The organism is Thermogemmatispora argillosa (assembly GCF_059696725.1).
The window spans coordinates 4,367,899-4,389,862 of record NZ_AP019377.1; the positions used below are offsets into that span (position 1 = coordinate 4,367,899).

The following is a 21,964-nucleotide window of genomic DNA, read 5'->3' on the forward strand; positions in this document are numbered from 1 at the left end:
GGTGTGGAAATCCCCCGCGAGGACCTAGCGGAGCGGGCTACAATCTCCCTCAAGAGATTATCGCATAGGGGGCGCCGCCTGGCTAGAAAACAATGGTGCGATTTTTGTACACGAGTACACGATCTTCGCTGTGCAAACGCACGGCCTCGGCCAGGACCCGCCGCTCCACATCGCGCCCCTTGCGAATCAGGTCTTCGACGCTATCGCGATGATTGCAGTGAATGACATCTTGGGCGATAATTGGCCCTTCGTCTAGCTCTTCCGTGACATAGTGAGCCGTCGCACCGATAATCTTCACGCCCCGCTCAAAAGCTCGCTCGTAGGGGCGTGCCCCGGTGAAAGCCGGCAGGAAGCTATGATGAATATTGATAATGCGCTGCGGATAGGCCTGGACAAAGAACGGCTCCAAAATCTGCATGTAGCGCGCCAGAATCAGAAAATCAACCTTGCCCTCTAGAAACTCTAACATGCGCTGCTGATCAGCGGCCCGGCTCTCGCGCCGGACAGGAAAGTGATAATAGGGAAGCTGATACATGCGCGCCAGCGGCTCTAGATCAGGATGATTACTAATAATACAGGGAATATCGATCACCAGTTCACCGTTGCGCCAGCGCCAGAGCAGATCCACTAGACAATGGTCCAGCCGTGAAACCAGGATGGCTGCACGCTTGCGATAGCGCGAATAGTGAACGCTCCACTGCATGCCGAAGCGCTCGGCGATTGGCTGAAAGGCTGTAATCAGCTCACGCTCGTTCAGGCGAAAACCCTCTTCAGAAAAGCTAATGCGCATAAAGAACGTGCCGTTTTGGCGCGCCGTTGCATACTGGTCTGACTCAACAATATTGCCATTGTGCTCAAAAATGAATTGCGAGACAGCCGCCACAATGCCTGGCCGATCAAGGCAGGAGATCAACAGCGTAATCACATGATCTTGTTGCATAGACCCCTCTTCCCAAAAGAACATCAGCAGTAGGATAAACAAGCCAGCGAGAGAGAAGGGGCAGGAGCGTCGGCCGGGACAGCGCCGGCTGCCATCCCCTCTTCTGCCCCGTGGGCTATCTCTGCAGTAGTATAGCAGCAAAGCAATCAGAGCAAAATGCCCACGGGAAAGAAGCCTCCCCTTGACAGCCAGGGGGCAGCGGTGGTATATTACTTACATAAGTAAAGCAACAAACTTTATCAAAGCAACAAACTTTAACTTTGCAAGAGGAGGAAAGTGAGAAGTGACCTGGCAGATTGACCCTGCCCATTCACGTGTTGCCTTTGCCGTACGGCACATGATGGTGAGCACGGTGCGAGGTTCATTCAAGGTTTTTAGTGGGGAAATCGAATACGACGAGCAGAATCCTGCCAACTCGAAGATCACTGCTCAGGCTGAGGCGGCCAGCATCGACACCGGCCAACCCGAGCGCGATCAGCACTTGCGCAGCGCCGACTTTTTCGACGTAGAGAAATATCCCACCATCACCTTTGTCAGCACCAAGATCGAGCCGCTAGGCGGCAACGAATACCGTGTCACAGGTGATCTGACCATGCACGGTGTCACCCGCCCTGTTACCTTCACCGGCGAATTCAATGGCCCCATCGTCGACGCCTTTGGGCTGCGCCGTGCGGGCATTCAGGCCACGGCCACCATCAACCGCAAAGACTTTGGCCTGACCTGGAACCGGGCTATTGAGAGTGGTGGAGTCATCGTCGACGACAAAGTCAAGATCGAGATCGAACTGGAAATCACCGAAAAGGTGCCTGCTGCCTCGAAGGCCTGAGTTTTTCCTACAATAGATCCTATATATACCAGATCAAGAAGCCTGTTGGTAACCAAGCGTCGCTTGACCAGGACTGCGTTACCAGCAGGCTTCCTCGTTCGCCGGCCTCTCTGCCCTCTCTTCTGAGCGGGACCGTCCAAAGGTCGGCAAGACCCAGCGCTCCAAGGCGTGAGCCACACCATCGTGAGCATTATCGCTCGTCACATAGTCAGCCACCGCTTGCACTTCGGGGGGAGCGTTGCCCATGGCGATGCTCAGGCCGGCGAAGCGCAGCATCTCCACATCGTTATAATGGTCACCGATGGCCACGATCTCGTCAGGAGCCACTCCCAACAAGCGCGCCACTTGCCGCAGCGCCTGCCCCTTACTGGCCTCCGGGTGCAGCACTTCCAGAAGGTCACGCGTCGACTGCGTCACATGCAACGTCTTACCGAACCAATGCTGAAGCTGCTGGCGCTTGGCTGGCAACGTCTCTGGCAGGCCGACAGCAGCGACCTTGATGCAGGGACGCGGATAGAGGGTAGCCACGTCGTCCACTTCGATGACCGGTGGTAAAGGAGGACGGTACCAGTCGCGGGCCCGCGGCGTATGCCGGTCGACATAGACGCCCTCTGGCGTATGATAAGCGCGATAAAGTCCCAGGGAACGAGCTGCTTCCAGAACCGGGAGAATATGCTCTTCTGGCAAGAGGCGTTCAGAGAGCACCGAGCCTGTGGTGAAATCGACGATCAGGGCCCCATTTTCCAGAATCTGAGGGCCGCTGAGCGGCAAGCCTGCACAGACATGGCGCAAGACAGCCAGCATCTGCCCTGTTGTGATCGTAATAGCGAGGCCGGCGGCGCTAGCGGCCTCCAAGGCCTGACGCGCCCGAGGCGTCACCTGCTTCTCTGGAAAAGGGGTCAGCAGAGTCCCATCAAGATCGATGGCCAGGAGACGATAGCGTTGCTGCATAACGATTACCAGAGTAATTCCATCTCGCGCGTTGCTGGACGAAAGCCCTCGCTAGCATAGAGCGGGCGGCCTGCGTCAGTGGCGCGCAGCCAGAGACGGCGTGCGGGGGTTTGCTGACGAGCATAGGCAATAATGTGCCGCAAGATCGCCCTCGCCAGGCCCTGCCCGCGCCAGGCTGGCAGCGTATACATATTGAGCACGTAGCCCTCCAAGCCGGCCTCGTTATCGGGCGAAGGGGGACGGGTCAAAAAGACCAGGCCGCCGGTGGCCGCAATCGTGCCATGCTCATCAACTTCAGCAACCCAGGCCAGGAATTCCCCCCGTGGCACTGCCCGGCGAAAATAGGAGTAGGTCAGAGCGCGGAGCTGCTGCTCACCCTGATCATTGATCACCTTGCCTGTCTCCCGCAGCAGGGCCAGACGGAGCGCCGTTAAGATCTCAATATCGGCGCTGGTGGCACGCCGTATGAGGGGCATAGGCTTCACGTTCACTCCTTATATGGTACCAGGCTCAGCAGAGGCTAGAGGCCAGACCTGCCCTGGCGGGGCGGTCTGCCAGCCATAGCTTAGCTTATCACCTCCACAGGCGAGGTTGCAAACCGGTGGCCCTGTGTGTCACACTTACATAAGTACAGCACCAATCACAAAGTGAGTCAGCCAGCTGATTTCTGGGAGGAGGGACTCATGAAGATTGGCATTGGGCTACCGGCCTCGATCCCTGGGGTTGATCCCGGCCTGGTCTTAGAATGGGCGCGTCGTGCCGAGCAAGGACCATTCGTTTCTCTCGGCCTGATTGATCGACTTGTCTATCCCAACCTTGAGCCGATGATCACCCTGGGGGCCGTAGCGGCGGTCACCTCGCGTATCCGCCTCATGACAACCGTCCTACTTGCTCCACTGCGCAACACAGCGATTCTGGCCAAAGAAGCGGCGACCCTTGATGCCTACTCGCGCGGGCGCCTGACGCTCGGACTGGGCATTGGAGCACGCGAAGACGATTTTCGGGCGGCTGGGGTACCGTTCCATCGGCGCGGCAAAATCTTTGATGAGCAGCTCGCCCTCATGAAACGCATCTGGTCCGGTGAGCCACTGAGCGCAGAGATTGGCCCGATCGGCCCCAAGCCGGTGCGTCCTGGAGGACCAGAAGTGCTGCTCGGTGGCTATTCGCCGGCGGCGATCCGGCGCCTGGCGCGCTGGGGAGACGGCTTTATTGCCGGTGGCAGTGCCCCCGATCAAGCCGGCCAGTTTTTCCGCCTGGCCGAGCAGGTCTGGCAAGAAGCCGGTAAGCCTGGCAGGCCGCGACTTGTTGGCTCCGTCTACTATGGTCTGGGCGAAAACGCCGTTGAGAAGGCCGACGCCTATCTGAGCCATTACTATGCCTTTGCTGGCCCGCGAGCCCATCAGATGGCGCGCATGATCCCAACTACACCGGAGGCGATTCGCCGCACCGTGCAGACCTTTGCCGAAGCAGGCGCCGATGAGTTAATGCTCTGGGCCACTATTCCCGAGCTTGAGCAGATCGATCTGCTGGCCGAAGCAATCGCGGGCCTGCAGATCTAACAGATAAGGACAGCATGGGCTTGCGGGCAGACCAACCGTGCTTGCCTCTTCCTCCTTGTATACTACTTGCTTGTATGCTTGCTTGTTGGCTGATGTGTTTCACATCAGTCTCTGGCCCGGCAGGCCGGCCCGTCTGCTCGCAGGCCCATCTCCCCTAGCCTGGCTACCACTCCTCTCCTGAAGAAAGTCCTGGTCATAGCAAAAGGAGGTGTCGCCCTGCTCTCCAGTGTGGTATAGTTGTTGCAGGCGCCGTGTAGTTGTGCAATGGCTGAGAGAGCAAAGGAGGGCAGGCATGCCTATTTGCCCAATCTGCGATGATACCGGCCTGCAGAATTCCGATTCGGCTCACCCCCAGTTCTGCTATTGCTCGGCGGGAAAACAAGCGCGTAAAGAATGGGAGGCCGCTCAGGCAGGCCGAGGTCAGGGGATACAAGCAGGACAGAGAGAACAGTCTCAAAAGCAGCAGAAGCAGAAGACAAGCTTTATTGATATTGAGCGACTTGAGGAAGTCAATGCCAGCGTAGATGCCATGCGTGCCTCGCTGATTGGGGCGCTAGCCGAAGAAGCAAGCCAGTCGCTGAAGCTGCCGGCTGTGCAACTGCTCTATCAGGTGGCCCACCCTGGACATGAGGTGACGGTCTATGAGGCTACCCAGCTCTACGAGCTAGCGAAGACCTTGGAGACTTTCTTTACAGCGCTGGCCCCGATCGGGCGTAAGACGCGCTGAGCGAAGGTGTGGCCCGATAGCACAAACGGGTAGCGGCATTGACAGCTGTAAATACTCTCCTCTATACTCTCGACAAGTGCACCCTGCACGAATTTATTGTGGGATGTGGTGTAAAGAAGGTTTGCTTTTTATTTCGTGAAAGGTTCCCTCTGCGCGCGCCCGCGGGGGTGAGAGGGGCTGCTGAAGGCAGTGGCGCGCTGGCCTGGCCTCCCAGTTCTCTCTTTCGCGTAATGGGACGGGACGCACCAGGAACAAGCGCGTTATTCCCTTATTGATGAATAGAGACAACAAAACAATTTCGCTGCAACTGGCGCTCCATTGAGCAGGCATGTGGGAGATAGGTAAGACGGGTAGACCAGTTAGCAGGCAGGAAGATGTCTTCTTTGCATCTGCTCACGACAGGCGAGTGCACTGTTTGGATCTCCCCATTGATTTGGCAACCTGGTCAGGGCAGGCGCCGTACTGGCCTGACATCTGACGCCCGCTCATGGATTAGGCAGCAAACGAAGAAGCAGCAAACGAGCAAGCAAGCTGGGCGCACCTCTCAAGCCCGCCAGGGATTAGAAATGAGGAGGAAGAGTCCATGATATGTCCTCGTTGTGGCAACGAGTGGGATGCAAGCAAAGGCCCTTGCACCCGCTGTGGCCTGGTCATTCGCCTACCGGGCCTATCTGGGGGGGCATCGGCGTCAGGATGGTCAGCATCTTCCCCTGTCCAACAGCCATCAAGGCCTTCTAATCCTGCTGATCTGCAGCAGCAGCAGCAACGTTCAGGCTCGCTATCGGCGTTCTCTACGGGGCCCTCGCCTCTGCGGAGTGGAGCGCTTGGCAATCCGGGGGCAGGTGGGGCGCGTATGGGTGCGTCAGGTGGGCGGTCGCCTTTGGGGGCTTCGGGCCCTCTTTCCGGTTCCTTTGGCACCGGTTCAGCTACTCCCGGTTTCGGGGCGGGCCTGGGGACCAACCCTCTGGACCCGGCGGCTCGCCGTACAGGGCCGGGCCTCGCTGGCTCGAATGTGAGCAGGCCGCTCTCCCATCCGGGAATCGCTGGCTCCGATGCTGTCGCGACCAGGAATCTTACTCATCCTAATCAGCAGCGTTCCTCGCTGGGGTCTTCGCCGTCCATGCGCAGGGAGGCTGCGGGCGACTCTTCCCTCTCTTCTCCTTCGCGCCCAGGTATGCCCGCCCGGGCCCAGGTACCCACTCGCCCTAATCGTACCAGCGGCGCTCTATCGCCGGATCTCTCCCGCTCGCAAAGTCCGCTGCGGGTGAGTCGTCTCGTGACTGATCCCTTGGCGCGTGAAACGCCGGTACCGCCTACTTTCCCTTCGACGCCGACTCCTGCGGTGTCCGCTGCTACTCCTTTCCCGGCCTCTATGCCGCCGGCCACTAGCGGCTCTAGCGGTAGTGGAATCTCGGGGAGCACGTTGCGGCCTTTGATGCCTGGAACGATACTCAGGGGTGGACGCTATCGCCTGCAGGAGTTGTTGGAGCGTCAGGAATGGCTCAATGGGGTCTTTGAGGCTAGCTGGAGTGGTCAGGATGCCCAGCGCGCCGGGTCACAGGTGACTATCTGTGAGCTGGTGATCCCCGAAGGCTCTTCCGCTGCTGTGCAATCAATGTTGCGCACGGCGACTATGACGCTCTCCTCTATCGGGCGGCATCCGCGCGTTCCCGCCTTGTTGGATGCCTTCAGCGATCAAGGGCGTAACTTCTTTATTTTCGAGGCGGTGGAAGGTGAAAGTCTGCTCGCGCGTCTCCGCCGCAGCGGGCGGGCCTTACCGGAGCAGGAAGTTATCGAATGCTGCTTGCAGATTACCGAGATTTTGGAGACGATGGCCCAACAGACGCCGCCGCTCGTGCATGGCCTGATCCGGCCCGAGCATATCATCGTCGCTCGTTCCGGCTCTCAGTATCTGTTGACCAACTTTTCGATTGTGCTGGCGGGCGGCGCCACTCAGTTTATTTCTGGGCTGGATCGCTCACGTCTCTCGCCTTATTTACCGCCGGAATTCGTGCGGGGCGCCGTAGATAGTCGCACTGATCTCTACTCGTTGCTGGCGACGGCCTATCATCTGGTGACTGGTAGTCCTCCAACGGGCATGAGTGGCAGCATTCCACCGGCTCAGCGGCTCAATCCTGCGGTCAGCTCGGAGTTCGAGGCTATTCTTGCCAAGGGGCTGCGTCCGATCGCCAGCCAGCGCTATCAGCGCCCTGCTGAACTCCGTCGCGATCTGTTGGCTCTGCGCTCGGCTGCGGGGGAGACCAGCTCCGCTGGTGAACAGTGGTCCTCTCAGCCGCTCTCTTTCTCTTCGCACGCGGCCTCAGCATCGGCTGCAGCTCAGACGGAGTCGGCTTCGTCATCTTCCTCGTCAGGGTCATCAATACCCGATAGCGTGGCTCAGGCTCTGCCACTCATGTTGGGGGCGGTACTGGAAGAGGAGGAGCAGCGTCTGCTGTTACCGCGCCCCGAGGATCTGCCCCCGATGCGTGAAGGGAACGATACGCTGAATGCCGCGCTCTGGGTGGCTGGTATTCTGGTCGTGCTGATTGCCGTGGTTATCTTCGCGCGCGGGCTGTTCTAGCAGCGGACTATTCTAGCAAATGGGGGCTGCTTCTGGCTCTGCCCCCGTCTCTTGCCACTTTGCTCTGCTCTTTGGGGAAACACCCAGAGGGAACCAGAAGGGTGGCAGCGACTGCTGGTGCATGAGGAGTAGCGCTTTATCCGCAAAGCGCTAGGGACTGGCGGACAGATGAGCGGCAACAGCTAGCCTGCGGGTTGACTTGGCCCGTCGGTTTGTTCACTCTCTGCCTGGAGGTGGCCAGGAGGCGCATCGGGCTGGAGATCCTTCCTGGCGCACCGCCGAGGCCAGTGGCTCTAATACCACTTTCTCTGGAAGGCATGCCTTCAAATTCAGATCGGTCAGAGCGAGAAGCAGGGGACTAAATCTACTTTCCTCTACTGATTCTTATTCTTAATGCAGTTAGCCTCAGCGCTTGCGCAAGACAACGAAGTCAATCAGCTCGTCAAGGACATCGCGGTCCGGTGAAGGAGGAAAGTGATACAGGGCCTCACGTGCCCGTGCTGCGTAGCGGTAAGCATCTTCGAGCGAGCGCTCGATTCCACTGCCACGGGCCACCCACTCAACAATCTCGCGGATCTGTTCCTCACTGCTGCCTTCGCCTGAGAGCAGAAGCTGTACCTGTTGGTGATGGCCATTGTAAGGCTGGCTCTGCAGAGCGTAGATGAGCGGAAGCGTCACCAGACCCTGACGCAAATCGTTCCCGGCTGGCTTGCCTATGGTGGTCTGGTCTTCGGTGTAATCCAGCACGTCATCAATAATCTGGAAGGCAATGCCTAGATTCATGCCGTACTCGTGTAGGTGCTGGATCTCCTCGTCGGTGGCCTCGCTAAGGATGGCGCCACCTTTGCAGCAAGCCGCAATCAGACAGGCTGTTTTGTGGCTGATCTTCTCGTAGTAGCCCTGAATAGTGAGATCGAGGCGGCGGGCGCTGAGCATCTCCATGATGGTGCCCTCGCAGACGGTGGCAACCGTGTCCGAGAAGAGATGATTGATGCGATTATCTTCGATATCAGCGATCAGGCCGGCGGTTTTGGCAAAATAGTAGTCGCCGAGCAGAATCGCAATATGGTCGCCCCAAAGAGCATTGACCGTTGGCTGACCGCGCCGCGTATGGGCCCCATCGACGATGTCGTCATGAATAAGCGTCGCCAGGTGAACCATTTCGAAGGCGACGCTTAGGGGCAGTAGCTTCTCAAAGCGATACACCTTCAGCTTTCCCGAGAGCAGCGTGAGAGCCGTTCTCAAACGCTTGCCGGGTGAGGAAAGGGCGTGCATAGAAGCAGAGTTCAGGATTGGGAGGCCGGATCTGGCACGCTCCTGAAATACCCTATCTACTTCATCAAGGTCAGCCTGGATACTCGCAAAAAGGCGGCTTAATGTGGCTGTATCATTCATATGACGTGCGGCGCGAGGCCCCTGGCTGGTTGAGCTAGCTTTGCTTGCCTGGACTTGGCTGCGCTGCGCGCCCTGCGCTTCAGCCGGGGGAAACGCCGTCCTCCTTTCCTTCCTGGTCTTGGCGAGCGACAGCAAAATACTACCCTTCACTGGGAAGGAGATGCTTATCACCTGCTGCGAGCGAACGGAAGCCCTTGCGGATTCCGTCGTCGCGCCTGATATGCCATGCCGGTCCCTCAGATTCGGATGCGGGCCAAGCCGGCCCCGAGACAGAGCAGAGAGAGTGCTGTGCCGAGTGGGCCAGGATCAGGTGGCCCTGTGTCTTCCCCCGTTCCCTGCAGGGGAAGGAAGGTGGCCTGGCCCTTTGGCTGGAGCACGCAGGGTAAGAGCGGAGGCCTGCATTGATGCTATGCAGCTTCTACCTCCTATGGTGCTTCTCGGTCTAGCGAGAAGGCGCGAAAGGGCAAGTTCCTGCCTGTTTGCCTGCTGTCTCTCACCACAGGGTCGTGACGAGCATCCCGATACGCAGACAGGGGCGGGAAGAAACCGCGCCCCTGTGCGTACCTCCCTTCAGATTATAGCATGCCTTATCCACGACCTGACTCAGGCTCAGGCTTCCCTGTCTCTCCTGCTCTCGTGGCTCGCCTTCCTAATCTTCTCTTCGCCGCTGGCACCCTTGGCGTTTCCGCTGGCCTCCATCTGGTGATCGATGGAGCTGTTGGCCAGGGATCTTCAGGGTTTGCTCTGGTCCTGAGCAAGGCACCGGCTGCCTGCAAGCAAGTCCAGTATGCTGGCCCTGGGGCATAAGATGCTCATCTCGCATGGATGCAAGTATGCGGACCTCTCGCGAGAGGTACGAGACCGTTGCAAGCTAGCTGGCTGATGAACTAGCGCACCTGCGGGCGGATAGGTAAAGCAAGGCAGTGTAGGGCCTTGAGCCTGAGCTTGACGCTAATCCTACCCTGCTCTCAAGGACCAGGGAGTGGGCAGACTAATCCTCTTGTTGCTGCTGCTGCCGTTCTTGGGCGCTGGAGGCGCTGGGACTGTCTAGCGTCTCCGGCGCTGGCAGGTGATCGGCCTGAGAGGAGTCGAGAAAGTCAGGCTCTGCTGATTGAGGCGGGGCGGGATACCCCGCGGACTCCGAAGCTGACAGCTCCGGGTGATGGCCATTGAGCGAGAGACGCCCAAGCAGATCATCGGTTTCTTGCGAGATCTCCTCCCAGAAGGCCTTCTCGCGTTGTCGGCTACGGCCCCTCTTCTCTTTGTCTGCTTTGCCACGCTCACGGGTCTCGCGGGCCGCGCGCGTATTCCCGGCTGCAGAACGGAAGCCGTTCATCGAAGCTGGTGTATGGCGTTGCCCTGGACTCGGATAAGGAGCAGCATCGTATTCATAGACGCCGTTATGCTTGCCGCCGCCTTTAAATGGCTCGATATCTGCTCCATAGGGGCCATAGTACCGGCGCTGGGATGGTGGAGCGCCACGCGGCGAGCGCTGTGGTTTCCCCGGCTGCCAGCGGCTATTGCCATTGGGGAAAGAGGACGCTCCTGGCTCTCGCTCGTAAGAGCGCGGTCCCTGCTGGGCACGAGGACCCCGGCCCGTGCGCCCCGTGTTGCCAGCCAGATGGCCTCGACCTCGGGGCTGTCGATTCTGCTGGCCTTGCACTGAGCGGTTCTGCAGCGGCGGTGTCCAAAGGCTGCCGGGCCGATAGGGTGGAGTGCTGGTCGACTGGAAGTAGGAAGATCCATACAGATCCGCACGCGGCTGATAGTCTGGGTGATGCAGGCGAGCACCCATCTGCCAGGCCCGGTCGACAATCTCACGGCTCAAACGAGGGCGCTTCGGGCGGGCAGGTCGCTCCTGATTGTATCTGCCGTTGGCTGACGGTTGGTTGCGAGCGGAAAAGCGAAAAGTATCTCTTCGCCTGTTTTCAAATTCTCTGGTCATATGTCCTTTCTGCTCGTCCCATTGAGGGGTAGAGTAATCACGAGGTAGATGGAGCAACCAGGAGAGGAGAGACCCTACGCCTTCTTCTCTGCTGTCTTGGACTAACGGTGGCTGGAGCGTAGGCTGCCTGTCCTGGCGCTACCTTACATCGGCAAACGAACCTGCTTCAAGGTTGATGTGCGTTAGTGACACACTGCTAGCGGTGTTGTGGAGGGACCTTGCTCTCTGTGACTCAGTATACCACACTACGCCATGACCTGTCTGTCCTCCCTAGCTGATTGACTGCTTGTGGACGACATGGCTCGCTGGGTGGGGTTAGGTAGACCTACGTGCCTGGTCTAACCAACCCGCACCGTACCTGAGCTGCAGCGGGATGAGATCGCTGCTCTGTTATTGGAACTTAAGAGGCTGTGGCTGGAAGCGGCCCCTGCTGCAGCGGCACCCCGCTATAGGTCAGATCCTGACTGCCGTACATGGCCAGCACCCCCTGACTTAGCTCATCCGGCAGGAGTGCGCGGAGCATCACTGTATAGTATAACCCTGTGGCAGGCTCGTAAAATTCCCCGCTCAGCCTGCCGTGCAGCAGATTGCTAACGGTACGGCTTTGCTCAGGCGTCAGCAGCAAAGCTCGCTGGGGCGTCGTGAAGCTCAGGCAGCCTGAATCTGCGTTTGGCCCGGTGATGTCCTCGGGCACTGGACCACATTCAAACAGCGCCACCTGGTGCAAAGTGAAGTCAGGCAGGCTCCATGTAGGAACCGGCTGGCTCAAATCGGGGCCGAAGTCCTGGCGAACGAGCAGGACTTTGCGGCTCGTGTCATAGGCTGTGGTTGGCCCCCCGCTCACGGCCTCGTTGATCGTCGTGAGCGCCTGGCCCAGGCGCTGGTACTCGTCAAGGTCCTGCTGGCTCTCCTGGCGCTGTCCAAAGGTACTGTAGAGAAATTGATAGTGTTGATTGTTCACATTGAATTGGAGCAGGACCGCGTCCTGATCGGGTATCTCATAGAACTGCTGACGCTGAAAGCTCAGCAGCTTATAATTGTTGACCAGGGTGTGAAGCAATTGGCTCAACTGCTCCTGACTCAAATGCCCCTGGCGCATCTGCAGGCCGGGGCCGAGAATATAGGTACCGTCTCCGTAGATGCTCAACTGCGGGCTGAGGTCAAGCGTTCCCAGGTGGCCCCCGCCGCGGAAAGTACGCAGCAACACCGCTTCGGAGCTACTATCATAGATAATAGTACCGTTATCAAGCTGGCGCAAGTGAGCCTGTCCAGCGACAGGTTCGCTTGTGTTGGACTCGCAGGCTGTCAGCAGTGCCAGCACCAGGAGTAGCCAAAAAGCAAGGCGACATCCGAGCCAAAGCGTGGGCTTCTCTTGCCCGTGCCGGCCGCGGCACTGGCCTGAGCGGCGCTCAACAGCAGGGCATCCTTGCCAGGCCGCTATCTTTGTTTGCCCATTGATCGGGAGGCGCAAGTCCCTGGCTCTATTCTCTCCGTTCATCTCTCCTCACCGATGCTATCTGGGAACCGACCTACGCGCGTAGCTGGGCGCAAAAACGGTAGCCGATCATCTTGTAGATCAGGCGGGCCGCCAGAAAGTCCGCGCGAATCTGGCCAGGAATCGGGCAAAGCTCGACCACGTCCTGGGCGACGACGGTCGTGCGTCGGTAGATCTCGCGCAGCAGCGCCAACGTTTGATACCAGCTCAGCCCGCCCGGCTCGGGAGTGCCAACAGCAGGCATCTCGGCGGGGTCAAGGGCGTCGAGATCGAAAGTCAAATAGGTGTGCTCGGTCAGACGCTCCCAAGGGATACGGGCCTGGCCGTTGATCAAGTCACGGGCCCAGACAATTGCAACATCAGCCCCGCTGCGTAGGAAAGCCATTTCCTCGGCGCTGAGGCTGCGGATGCCGATTTCAAGCACGGGGACGCCCAGCTCCAGCACGCGCCTGGCGATGCAGGCGTGCGACACGGGAGACCCCTCGTATTCAGTGCGCAGATCACCATGCGCGTCAATATGAATAACTGTCAGGTCGGGGAAAAACTCGCGCGCTATAGCAATCGGTTGCAGAGAAAGCGAGTGCTCTCCCCCGATCAGGAGGGGAAATTGCCCCCGCTCTAGCACCTCGCGCACCGCTTCGCCCGTCAGTTTCAGCGCACTGGCATGGTCTACACCCCGGTAATCCAGGGCCGGGCGGGTGTAGATGCCCACTTCTTCGAGCGGACAGCACTCTAGCTCTTCATCATACAGTTCCAACTGGCTAGAGGCATTGAGAATAGCCTGTGGGCCGTGACGTGTCCCTTGCAGATAAGAAACGGTATATTCAAGCGGCGCCGGAATGATCACCACCCGGGCCTTGTCAGGATGGCTATACTGCGGTTCATCCAAAAATTGGGTAATCGTAGGCTCCCTCATGAGAAGCAACCGACCTCCTCTCTCTTCTACGCGCCGTCTTGTACTCTACCACAATGCGCCGTTTCTGCCCAGCTCTCAGAGATCTTCCCTAGGCGTTTCGGTTAGGGCAGCGGGTGGCTCTCTTCTTTTTTCCTGCCCTGTTCTGTCTGCTGGTTTGGGGCACCCTCGTTAGAGCGGGGGGCAAGGCCGCCGGCGCCGGTGAAAGCTCTCTCCTTGCTGCTGTCAGGGGAGCGCGAGCGTGAAGCGTGTGATAAGAAAACGGGCCTGGGGGCCAGTGACCAGCAAGCCGGGACGGCCCCCGCTGTAGCCTCCTGGATCGCTCACACTCCTCGTCGAGGTATTGAAATCTAAAGCAGCGCCGTTGATACGGGCTGTGAAGGTGTCCCCTCTGGCAGTGATTTCCAGCAGATCGGGAGCGTGCTGACGCGGAGAGTATTGGCCGCTCACCACTATCAGAGGTGTGCCCGGTTGGGCGGCATGAGCATCAAACTTCCAGAAGGCATAGTGACCAACACCATCGATCACCAGTGCATAACAGGAGACATAGTTTCCTTCGGGATGGAGGCGAAAGGCCAGACCATACCAGTTCTCCTGATCGCCCTCCAGACGCTGAATCTGAGCGCTCAGGGTGAAGTTGGCTGGCAAATTGCCTGCGGCCTGGGGGTAGGGGAAATAATAGGTTGCCGGTGGAGTCTGGCCAATAGTGATCAGATACTGGCCATTGCCAATGGCCGTGCTGAAAGCCGGGGCGCTCTCGGTCCAGCGCTGCTGATTGGTCTGAAAAGTATCTGTAAAGGGCTGGGCCACACCCTCGGAAGCGGGGCCGCTGCTCCCCCAGAATGCCATCCAGTTGCTGAGCTGACTTTGCAGCAGCATTGCAATGATGAGGAGAAGAAGCATAAAGATACCAAGAGCAAGAGGGAGCCTGCGTCGCCTCAGAAGCTGGTCTGTAGAGAGAGAAGGCCTCCGTTGGCGGATCGGACCGAGGCTCTCGTCGCCGACGCCGGGGGCCCGCAAGCCTGAAGTAAGGGCAGAAGTCACGATAGGTGGCCGCTCCATCTGGTATGAGGCGGGCTTGATCTGGGCCGGGGCTGCCAGTCCGGCTGGCTGACCAGCGGGCTGGCTGGACTGGGCCGCTGGGCTGGCGGGCGTGCTCCTTGGGTCTGGTCGGTCCAGGTCGAAAAAGGTCGCGGGTGTCTGATGCAGGGCTTCACTCTCGTAAAACAGCAGTTCATCCAGAGCAGCGGCCAGCTCTGCCGCCGATTGAAAACGCTCTTCAGGAGTCTTCGCCAGGGCGCGGGCGATGATGCGCGCCAGGGGGGCCGGTACTGCTGGGTTGAACGTGCGGGCATCGGGGGCTGGGCTATAGATATGGTGGTAGAGCAGGACGGCGGTGCTCTCGGCCTCAAAGGGAGGGTGTCCAGTCAGCATCTGGAAAAGGACCACTCCCAGGGCGTAGATATCTGTGCGTGCGTCGACTGGCTGCCGTCTGATCTGCTCTGGGGCCATATAGGCCGCTGTGCCGAGCAGCTCACTCGTACCGGTGAGCTGCAAGCGCTCTAGCTCTGGTTGCGTTGGCTCACCCTCATCCTCGCTCTCGGCGGGCAGCGCTTGCCAGCCCCTGCTGAGTGTGAGGGGCTCGCGTCGATCGAGCAATTTCGCGATTCCAAAGTCGGAAAGCAAGATCTGACGTTGTGGGCTGCGCGTCAGCAGCATATTCTGCGGCTTCACATCGCGGTGCACGATGCCGCGCTCATGAGCCAGTTGCAAAGCGCTGGCCATATCCCGAGCGTAGCGTATGGCCTGCAGATGATCAAGCGGTCGACCCTCACGCAAGAGGTCGCGTAGTGTGCCACCGCCGACATATTGCATGACCAGGTATGGAATAGTGCCCAACTCACCAAGCTGTGCCTCCCCGAAGTCATAGACAGCCACAATGTGCGGATGCTCCAGGCTAGCGATCAATTGAGCCTCCTGCTCAAAGCGGGCGGCAAAGCCGGGGCGCGCTGCCACCTCCGGGCGAATGACCTTAATAGCCACGTCGCGCCGTAGTCGAGAATGGTAGGCTTTATAGACCCGTGCCATAGCGCCTTCTCCCAGTTTGCGCTGAATCAGATACGCGCCAAGCCGGTGCCCGATCAATGCATCGCTATTCATTGGGTTGCTTTGTGTGTCACCGAAATTGCGTGATAAAGCCCTACCTGGGGCCAGATCCTGATCTCCTGTCGACTGCTCTACGGTGGGGCGGGGGCTCCTTCATCTGTCTGAGGCTCTCTGAGGCCTGGCTCTGGAAGGGGAGACCCCACCTTACCCACCTTCAGGAAGCGAAAGAAAAACAACTCCAGGCCACCTGCAAGGTATTGGCCGGACCCTCGAAGAAAAGCTGAGCGGAAGATGGACAGCTTGTCACAGGAATTGTCACCTGGATCGAGACAGTTTGGCCTGGGTCCAGCGTTCCCTGCGCAGGTACAAAGGTGATCCCCTTGATACCATTACTATCGCTGCTCCAGGTCAGTGCGGCGGCATTTTGACTATCAGCACCGATAACAACCTTACATAGCCAGCTTGTCTGTGAGCTGTCTTCCTGACAATCTCTGCCTGCCTGGAGAGTTCCCGAAGCAGGAGAATCGAGGACCAGAGCCGGGGCTGGCTCGACTGTCAGCGTCACGGGGATAGTCACCAGGCTCTGACCGCTGCTTAGCAAGATCTTTCCCTGGTAGCTACCTGCCTGGAGGTTGTTTGCTACACTGCTCACAGAGACCGTGATAGAGGTAGTCTCGTGTACTGCCAGCGTGCCGCTGGTGCGGCTCAGACTGAGCCACATCTGCTTTGTCTCTAGCTGTAAAGCGGCTGACCAGCTCTCCAGCCCTCCGCAGTTTCCAATGCTCAAGCTCTGAGGCGCAGGATCACTGGTGGCGGAGACCGAAGTGAACCTCAGCGAAGTCGGAGAGACGCTCAAGCAGGCATCGACCACCGTGAGGCTCACCTGCAAGGACAGGGCGGGATGCCCCGCATCGTCGCGGAAGCTAATTTCTGTACTGTAGCGGCCTGCGGCGAGGGCGCTACTGCTTACACTGATACTAATTTGCTCTGCGCCCGGCGCTGCCAGCAACCCCGAAGTGGCGCTGAGAGAGAGCCAGGGGGCCTGCTGCTGATTCCAGCTTGCCGTCCAGCCTACCGCCCCGCGGCCTGACGCACAGAGGGTGATTGTCTGGCTGACCTGGGCACGGTAACCGCTGCTCAGCGGGCCGAAGGTAACCGCCGAGGGATTAACGCAGCTTAATCCCCCGGGGGAGGAGGCCGGCGTTGACTGCGGAGGAACCGCAGGCGTAGCTGTAACAGATGGCGTCGCTGTTGCTGTTGGCAGACCTTGCGGGCTAGTTCCCTCCGTGGCTGTGGGGGTTGGACTGCTCGTAGCCGTAGGAGTTGGCACAGCGCTAACAATTGTAAAGGCCAGCTTAGCGCTCCGTGAAGTCAGAACTTCCGTCGCTTCAAGCACATGCCGGCCCAATGGCCAGCTTGGGTCAATCGTGAGAGCGATATCAAACGTGCCATCTCCCCGCGTTTGCAAACTGGTCCCATTCAAGGCTTGCCATGACAGCCTCGCCGGATCAAAGGCCTCAGCTACAACTACAACTGCCGCATGTGCTGGTTGCTGCTGCGGGGCTATGCTGCTGCTGAAATGCAGGGGGAGATGCTGATCGAGAGTCAAAGCGACGGTGCTGCCAGGAAGGAAATGAGCGCCATGCACATGCAGCAAACTGCCAGGGGCCACGATCGTATTGCCGGAGAGCAAAGCCAGCGTAGGCGCCCAGATCGTGAAGGCCGCTGCTACTGTACTGCCAGTGATCAGCAGGGCTGCGCAGAAGAGGATCAGGGCTAGCGTTAGCCAGGATGGAAGACCGCTGCCTGAGTGACTCAGCAGGCGCCGAGAACTGCCAGCAGCAGGAGGCTGAGCGGCGGGCGTAAGCGAATGAGCCTCTCCCTGTTCAATCGCCGCCTTGTGCTTGGTCCCTCCAGCTTTGGGGGAGCGGGGGAGCTTGCCGCGCACAAAAGGTACGCTGGCCGGGGGAGCACCCTGGACCGAGGGGACCTGCTGCTCAGCTAGCTTCACGCCGGCTGGCCAAAGCAGCGGAAATATCCACCGTCGACGACGCCGGCGCTCTTCTTCCTGCGCCTGCGCTGCCCGGTTGTCCTGTTGAGCGGTAAAGGCCGACTCTGGGCTAGGCATCTGGAAGCCACTGGCCGCCTCTGACCCAAGCCCGAGGGCGGTGAGCGAGGCAGGAATCGTCTGCCACTGGTCGGAAAGCGTCGAGCCAGCGGAAGCAGTGAAAGAAGGAGCTTGATCCTGGGCCGCTTCTGGCAGGATCAGCGTGCTCTCTTCCAGCTCCTCCGCGCTTGTGCCTGTGCGAGCCTGCTCAGGACCAGACGCGGCATCGAATGGCTTTCCAGCGCTCCCAGCCGACTGAGCCGCCCGGAGCTGCATTGGCTCCTCGGAGGGCAGAGGACGCCCGCAGTGTCCACAGGATCTGGCATCATCTGGCAACTCCGTGCCACAATAGTTGCAGACGTACATGCTATCTCTCCTGCGCAGCGTAATCCCTCTCGTGAGTGGTGAAACTGTGTCTAGTCTATCATAGTCTACCGCAAATAGGGAGACTGCAAATTCTTGCTGAGAAATCTGTGGCAGCCGGCTAAAAATGCTACGAGAAGAACATAGCGATGTCAGGAGACTCATTGGCCTTCACAAAGCCTGTGACGGCGCAGAAGTGACAACCTCGCTGGCTACATGCGCGTTGTGAAATATTCACCGAACCGAGGAAAGGGGCACAGAAAGAGGATGTGGACGAAAATGATGAGCTTAAAAAGCCAGGCAGAGCGGCTTCGCAGTGGTCAAGAAGAGCCTGTAGCTTCTATTGAGGAAGCGTGCGACTGGATCGAGCGAGCCGAGCCAGAGCTTGAGGCCTTGCTGCCCGAAGAAGGAAGGCGCGAGCGACTGCGCAGAGAAGCATCCCGCCTGCAAAAGCGATACCCTGACCCGGCGGGGCGTCCCCCCCTCTATGGGGTCCTGTTCGCTGTCAAGGATCTCTTTCACGTGCATGGTTTCCCAACTCGGGCAGGCTCCCAACTCCCAAGTACGGTTCTGAATGGGCCGCAGGCCAGTTGTGTCACGCGCCTGCGCGATGCGGGGGCGCTTGTCCTCGGCAAAGCTGTCAGCGCTGAATTCGCCTATTTCGAGCCGGGGCCGACGCGCAACCCGGTGAATCCCCTCCATACCCCGGGAGGGTCCAGCAGCGGTTCTGCCGCAGCGGTGGCTGCCGGCTACTGTCCACTGGCTCTCGGTACGCAGACCATAGGCTCAGTGCTGCGTCCGGCGGCCTTCTGCGGCATCGTGGGTTTCAAACCAACCTTCGGACGGATCTCCGCCGATGGCTTAATCCTCTGCGCCCCTTCCCTGGATACCGTAGGTCTGTTCACCCAGGACATTGAGGGCCTGACCCTGGCGGCCTCCCTACTCTGTCGGGGCTGGCGCGGCCTGTCCTTGCCGCCGTTGCCTCCTGTGCTGGGCGTCCCCGAGGGGCCCTATCTTGACCAGGCCGCGCCAGAAGGACGACAGGCCTTTGAAGAGCAATTAGAGCGCCTGCAGCGGGCGGGGTACCGTGTCAAACGCGTGCCGGCCCTACAAGACATCGAGACCATCAATCAGCGTCACCTGCGTCTTGTCCATGCCGAAATGGCGCGCGTGCATGCGCGCTGGTTCAAGCCCTACGCCTCTCTTTACCGTCCGCTGACGGCGGCTGCCATTCGCGAGGGGGCCACGATCTCTATCCAGGAGATATGCCAGGCGCGGGCCGAACGCGAGAACTTGCGCAGGCAGCTAGAAAGCATAATGGCGCGGGAAGGCATCGATCTCTGGGTGGCTCCAGCAGCGCCCGGGCCGGCACCCCAGGGCCTACAAACGACAGGCAGTGGCCTGATGAACCTACCCTGGACCCAGGCCGGCCTGCCGGCCATCAGCCTACCAGCCGGGGTAGCCGCTAATGGCTTGCCGCTCGGCTTACAATGCGTGGCCGGCTGGCGACACGATGAAGAGCTGCTGGCCTGGGCTGCTCCACTGGCTGCTGTCTTAACCAGCCAGGCTTGATCAGCTTGATCGCACCCTCTTCCTGGCAGGCCTCATGCTTCTGAGGGCAAATAGCGGGCCAAGGAGAGCAGAGAGCCGAGTTGAGGATCAGCATTGTGCTGAAAGCCGGCTAGCGGGCGCGTAAAGGCACTCGACCAGGCCTGCTCCTGGTAAGTGGTCCCCACTCAGGGACCGCTCAGGGCGCAGCCGCCGCTGCGATTATTCCTGCTGAACGATGTAGCGATGTCCGTTCCAGGAGACATTACCACCGTCAGTCAGTATCGAGTGAACCGCATGCCCAGGAGCACTTATCGCCGATTGCGCTTCCCTGGCTATCGTACCAGGCGTTGACTGACACTCCCCTGCTTTCTAAGCAGGGGAGTGTCAGTTATGCGTGACCTCCTTAGACAAGATCTACCTCGCTTGAGCCGGCAACAGGCTAAAGAGATCCGCTATAGAGCGCCGGAGCGGGCGTCTATAAATAGCAGAAGCTCCTATCGTGAGTCAGCGCCCTTGACTGAACAAAAGCAGCAGCCAGGGCCAGCCGCTGGGATCGCCGGCCGAAGCTAACCAGCGAGCAAAGACAGGGGTTACCACCCCGTTATTCAGACTATCAGTCAGCATCGTCAATCATGAGTACAGCAGGAGGTAGAGGATGGTCATTGAGCTGGAGACCCGTATCACTGAAGTCACTGTTTATGCTGATCGGGCCCTCATCAAGCGACAGGGGAGGGTCTCCCTGGAGGCTGGTGAGCACCAATTGCGAGTCAACTATCTGCCCCCCTTTATCAGAGACTCGCTGCGAGCGAACGGTAGAGGACCAGCAGGAACCCGCCTGTTGGGAGTTGAAGTTGCCACAGCCTTTCTGGCACGCCCACCAGAGCAAGAGCTGCTGAGCTTGCAGATGGCTTGCGAGCTGCTCGCGCGCAAGATTCAGCTCCTCGAGGCTCGCCAACAGGCGCTTGACCAGCGTCGTCATTGGGTACAAGCCTTGGGAGAGCAGGCCCCGGCCCTCATCCAGGGATTGACACAAGGGCGCCTGCAACCAGATGATTACCGAAACTTCTTTGCGGTCCTGCTAGAGCAAACGCTGCAGGATGCCGAAGCCGCCCAGGATGTGGCCATTCAGCTCCAGCAATTGCGCGAAGAGCTGAAGGCCAAAAAGCGAGAATTGGAACAGAAACAGCTCGGCAGCAACTCTGATCGTCTGGCGGTACTCGCAACTGTCGAGCTGCCGCGAGCCGGCGAACTCACACTAGAGCTAAGCTATCTGAGCGAGCGAGCCGCCTGGCGCCCTAGCTACGATGCGCGCCTCTCCTTCGAGGATCGCCAAGAGAGCCAGAGCAATCAAGAAAGCAGTCTCGACCTCACCTGTATTGGCCTGGTAGAGCAACGCACAGGAGAAGATTGGAACGAAGTAGCGCTCATACTCTCCACCGCGCGCCCGGCCCAGGCGACGGTTTTGCCAGAGCTGGAGCCCTGGTATCTGGATATCTTCCAGCCCGTGCTTCCCTCGCAGCCTCTTCCTTTGGCAGCTCCCATGTCCATGCCAGCTCCCTCTTTCGGTAGCAGGCAACGACCTTCTCTCATGGAGGCCCTCAACCAGGTGCTGCCGGCGCCGGCCTCAGAGGAAGCGGAGAGCCTGACAGCAGAAGAAGAAAGCCCCCTCTCCGAATCCGAAGAAGCAGTAGTCGAAGCCAGCGCCGATCTCGAGCAGAGAGCGACCGCGCTGGTCTTTCGCTGTGGGCGCTCGGTGAACATCCCTTCAGATGGCTCGCCCCACCGCACCCTCATCGCCCAGTACCGACTACCCTGTCGCCTGGAGGTCGTCGCTATTCCCATCCAGGAGGAAGCGGCGCACCTGCGCGCCATCATCGAGAACACCACTGCCGGAGTCCTGCTCAAAGGCAAGGCCAACATCTTCGTTGACAATGAATATGTGGGCACAACCGAGATCGACCTGACGGCTCCAGGCCAGACGTTCCACCTCTTCCTTGGCCTTGATGACGCCGTGCGCGTTCAGCGCAAGCTCAGCGAGCGCACAGTTGAGCAAACGAGCCGTCTCCAGGGCGGCCTGCGACGCATCACCTATGCCTACCGCATCACCGTCGAGAACTTCGCCCAGAGCGAGCGGCGCATCGTTGTCATGGACCATCTCCCTGTCTCGCGTCACGAGCGCATCAAAGTACGTGTTCTCTCATTACAGCCCGAGCCGCAGGAACGCAGCAAGCTGGAACAACTCACCTGGCGCTTCACCTTGCCTGCAGGAGGCAAACAGCAGATAGAAGAGCGTTTCGTCATCGAGCACCCGCGCGAATTACGTCTCAGAGGCCTGCCCTGATGAAGGGGCCCTGTCCGAAGAGTGATCCGCCGAGAGCAGGGTATCAGCGCGCTTTACAGATTCAGTGCTGCACTTGGGCAATATCGCTGGCCAAGGAAAAGTGTTATAATACCACAGGGTTACACTCTCAGAAGAACCCGCTCGGTCCCCTGTCAGCCGAAGTG

15 protein-coding genes are annotated in these 21,964 nt (G+C 59.4%); 6 read left to right on the forward strand and 9 right to left on the reverse strand.

Features of this window, described 5'->3' with window-relative positions:
• Nucleotides 1-82 precede the first annotated feature (82 nt).
• The gene (purU, locus tag AC6H1L_RS17175; protein WP_497598695.1) at nt 83-940 is read right to left on the reverse strand and encodes a formyltetrahydrofolate deformylase; all 858 of its coding nucleotides are present in this window, start codon (nt 938-940) and stop codon (nt 83-85) included.
• A 283-nt stretch (nt 941-1,223) separates the two neighbouring features.
• Between purU and AC6H1L_RS17180 the strand changes: the two genes are divergently transcribed.
• Nucleotides 1,224-1,766, forward strand: a complete 543-nt coding sequence (locus AC6H1L_RS17180; protein ID WP_497598696.1) for a YceI family protein — start codon at nt 1,224-1,226, stop codon at nt 1,764-1,766.
• Nucleotides 1,767-1,844: 78 nt separating this feature from the next.
• On the opposite strand, the gene AC6H1L_RS17185 is transcribed toward AC6H1L_RS17180, so the two are convergent.
• Complete coding sequence (locus AC6H1L_RS17185; protein ID WP_497598697.1) at nt 1,845-2,717, reverse strand: Cof-type HAD-IIB family hydrolase; 873 nt, start codon at nt 2,715-2,717, stop codon at nt 1,845-1,847.
• Nucleotides 2,718-2,722: 5 nt separating this feature from the next.
• On the reverse strand, nt 2,723-3,193 hold the full coding sequence (locus AC6H1L_RS17190; protein ID WP_497598698.1) for a GNAT family N-acetyltransferase: 471 nt from the start codon (nt 3,191-3,193) through the stop codon (nt 2,723-2,725).
• Between the two features lie 207 nt (nt 3,194-3,400).
• Here AC6H1L_RS17190 and AC6H1L_RS17195 point away from each other — a divergent pair, with 207 nt between their 5' ends.
• The 3 genes from AC6H1L_RS17195 to AC6H1L_RS17205 all read left to right on the forward strand — a co-directional run bounded on the left by AC6H1L_RS17195 (nt 3,401) and on the right by AC6H1L_RS17205 (nt 7,584).
• Entirely contained in the window at nt 3,401-4,276 is an 876-nt protein-coding gene (locus AC6H1L_RS17195) for an LLM class flavin-dependent oxidoreductase (protein ID WP_497598699.1), read from the forward strand.
• Nucleotides 4,277-4,568: 292 nt separating this feature from the next.
• A complete protein-coding gene (locus AC6H1L_RS17200; protein ID WP_497598700.1) occupies nt 4,569-5,003 on the forward strand; it encodes a hypothetical protein in 435 nt (144 codons plus the stop codon).
• Nucleotides 5,004-5,856: 853 nt separating this feature from the next.
• Nucleotides 5,857-7,584 carry a protein kinase domain-containing protein gene (locus AC6H1L_RS17205; RefSeq protein ID WP_497598701.1) on the forward strand — a complete coding sequence of 576 codons (1,728 nt, stop codon included), beginning with the start codon at nt 5,857-5,859 and terminating at the stop codon, nt 7,582-7,584.
• A gap of 405 nt (nt 7,585-7,989) precedes the next feature.
• Here the strand turns inward: AC6H1L_RS17205 and AC6H1L_RS17210 are convergent, their stop codons facing one another.
• From AC6H1L_RS17210 to AC6H1L_RS17235, 6 genes are all read right to left on the reverse strand, one after another.
• Nucleotides 7,990-8,979, reverse strand: a complete 990-nt coding sequence (locus tag AC6H1L_RS17210) for a polyprenyl synthetase family protein (RefSeq protein WP_497598702.1) — start codon at nt 8,977-8,979, stop codon at nt 7,990-7,992.
• A gap of 991 nt (nt 8,980-9,970) precedes the next feature.
• Nucleotides 9,971-10,807 (reverse strand): hypothetical protein, encoded by an 837-nt coding sequence (locus AC6H1L_RS17215; RefSeq protein ID WP_497598703.1) that lies wholly within the window; start codon nt 10,805-10,807, stop codon nt 9,971-9,973.
• A 517-nt stretch (nt 10,808-11,324) separates the two neighbouring features.
• Complete coding sequence (locus tag AC6H1L_RS17220) at nt 11,325-12,182, reverse strand: hypothetical protein (protein ID WP_497598704.1); 858 nt, start codon at nt 12,180-12,182, stop codon at nt 11,325-11,327.
• Between the two features lie 271 nt (nt 12,183-12,453).
• Nucleotides 12,454-13,335 (reverse strand): agmatinase, encoded by an 882-nt coding sequence (gene speB, locus AC6H1L_RS17225; protein ID WP_497598705.1) that lies wholly within the window; start codon nt 13,333-13,335, stop codon nt 12,454-12,456.
• 222 nt (nt 13,336-13,557) lie between these two features.
• The gene (locus tag AC6H1L_RS17230) at nt 13,558-15,420 is read right to left on the reverse strand and encodes a serine/threonine-protein kinase (RefSeq protein ID WP_497598706.1); all 1,863 of its coding nucleotides are present in this window, start codon (nt 15,418-15,420) and stop codon (nt 13,558-13,560) included.
• A 232-nt stretch (nt 15,421-15,652) separates the two neighbouring features.
• Nucleotides 15,653-17,911 (reverse strand): BACON domain-containing protein, encoded by a 2,259-nt coding sequence (locus AC6H1L_RS17235; protein WP_497598707.1) that lies wholly within the window; start codon nt 17,909-17,911, stop codon nt 15,653-15,655.
• A gap of 276 nt (nt 17,912-18,187) precedes the next feature.
• On the opposite strand from AC6H1L_RS17235, the gene AC6H1L_RS17240 reads away from it, so the two are divergent.
• Both AC6H1L_RS17240 and AC6H1L_RS17245 read left to right on the forward strand, forming a co-directional pair.
• Nucleotides 18,188-19,480 (forward strand): amidase, encoded by a 1,293-nt coding sequence (locus AC6H1L_RS17240; protein ID WP_497598708.1) that lies wholly within the window; start codon nt 18,188-18,190, stop codon nt 19,478-19,480.
• Between the two features lie 634 nt (nt 19,481-20,114).
• On the forward strand, nt 20,115-21,800 hold the full coding sequence (locus AC6H1L_RS17245; protein ID WP_497598709.1) for a mucoidy inhibitor MuiA family protein: 1,686 nt from the start codon (nt 20,115-20,117) through the stop codon (nt 21,798-21,800).
• Nucleotides 21,801-21,964: the final 164 nt, after the last annotated feature.

Coding starts and splice junctions, on each gene's coding strand:
- AC6H1L_RS17195 (WP_497598699.1), top strand. CDS start 3,401: ATGAAGATTGGCATTGGGCTACCGGCCTCGATCCCTGGGGTTGATCCC.
- AC6H1L_RS17210 (WP_497598702.1), bottom strand. CDS start 8,979: ATGAATGATACAGCCACATTAAGCCGCCTTTTTGCGAGTATCCAGGCT.
- AC6H1L_RS17230 (WP_497598706.1), bottom strand. CDS start 15,420: ATGGCACGGGTCTATAAAGCCTACCATTCTCGACTACGGCGCGACGTG.
- purU (WP_497598695.1), bottom strand. CDS start 940: ATGCAACAAGATCATGTGATTACGCTGTTGATCTCCTGCCTTGATCGG.
- AC6H1L_RS17245 (WP_497598709.1), top strand. CDS start 20,115: ATGGTCATTGAGCTGGAGACCCGTATCACTGAAGTCACTGTTTATGCT.
- speB (WP_497598705.1), bottom strand. CDS start 13,335: ATGAGGGAGCCTACGATTACCCAATTTTTGGATGAACCGCAGTATAGC.
- AC6H1L_RS17240 (WP_497598708.1), top strand. CDS start 18,188: ATGATGAGCTTAAAAAGCCAGGCAGAGCGGCTTCGCAGTGGTCAAGAA.
- AC6H1L_RS17190 (WP_497598698.1), bottom strand. CDS start 3,193: ATGCCCCTCATACGGCGTGCCACCAGCGCCGATATTGAGATCTTAACG.
- AC6H1L_RS17235 (WP_497598707.1), bottom strand. CDS start 17,911: ATGTACGTCTGCAACTATTGTGGCACGGAGTTGCCAGATGATGCCAGA.
- AC6H1L_RS17200 (WP_497598700.1), top strand. CDS start 4,569: ATGCCTATTTGCCCAATCTGCGATGATACCGGCCTGCAGAATTCCGAT.
- AC6H1L_RS17205 (WP_497598701.1), top strand. CDS start 5,857: ATGGGTGCGTCAGGTGGGCGGTCGCCTTTGGGGGCTTCGGGCCCTCTT.
- AC6H1L_RS17185 (WP_497598697.1), bottom strand. CDS start 2,717: ATGCAGCAACGCTATCGTCTCCTGGCCATCGATCTTGATGGGACTCTG.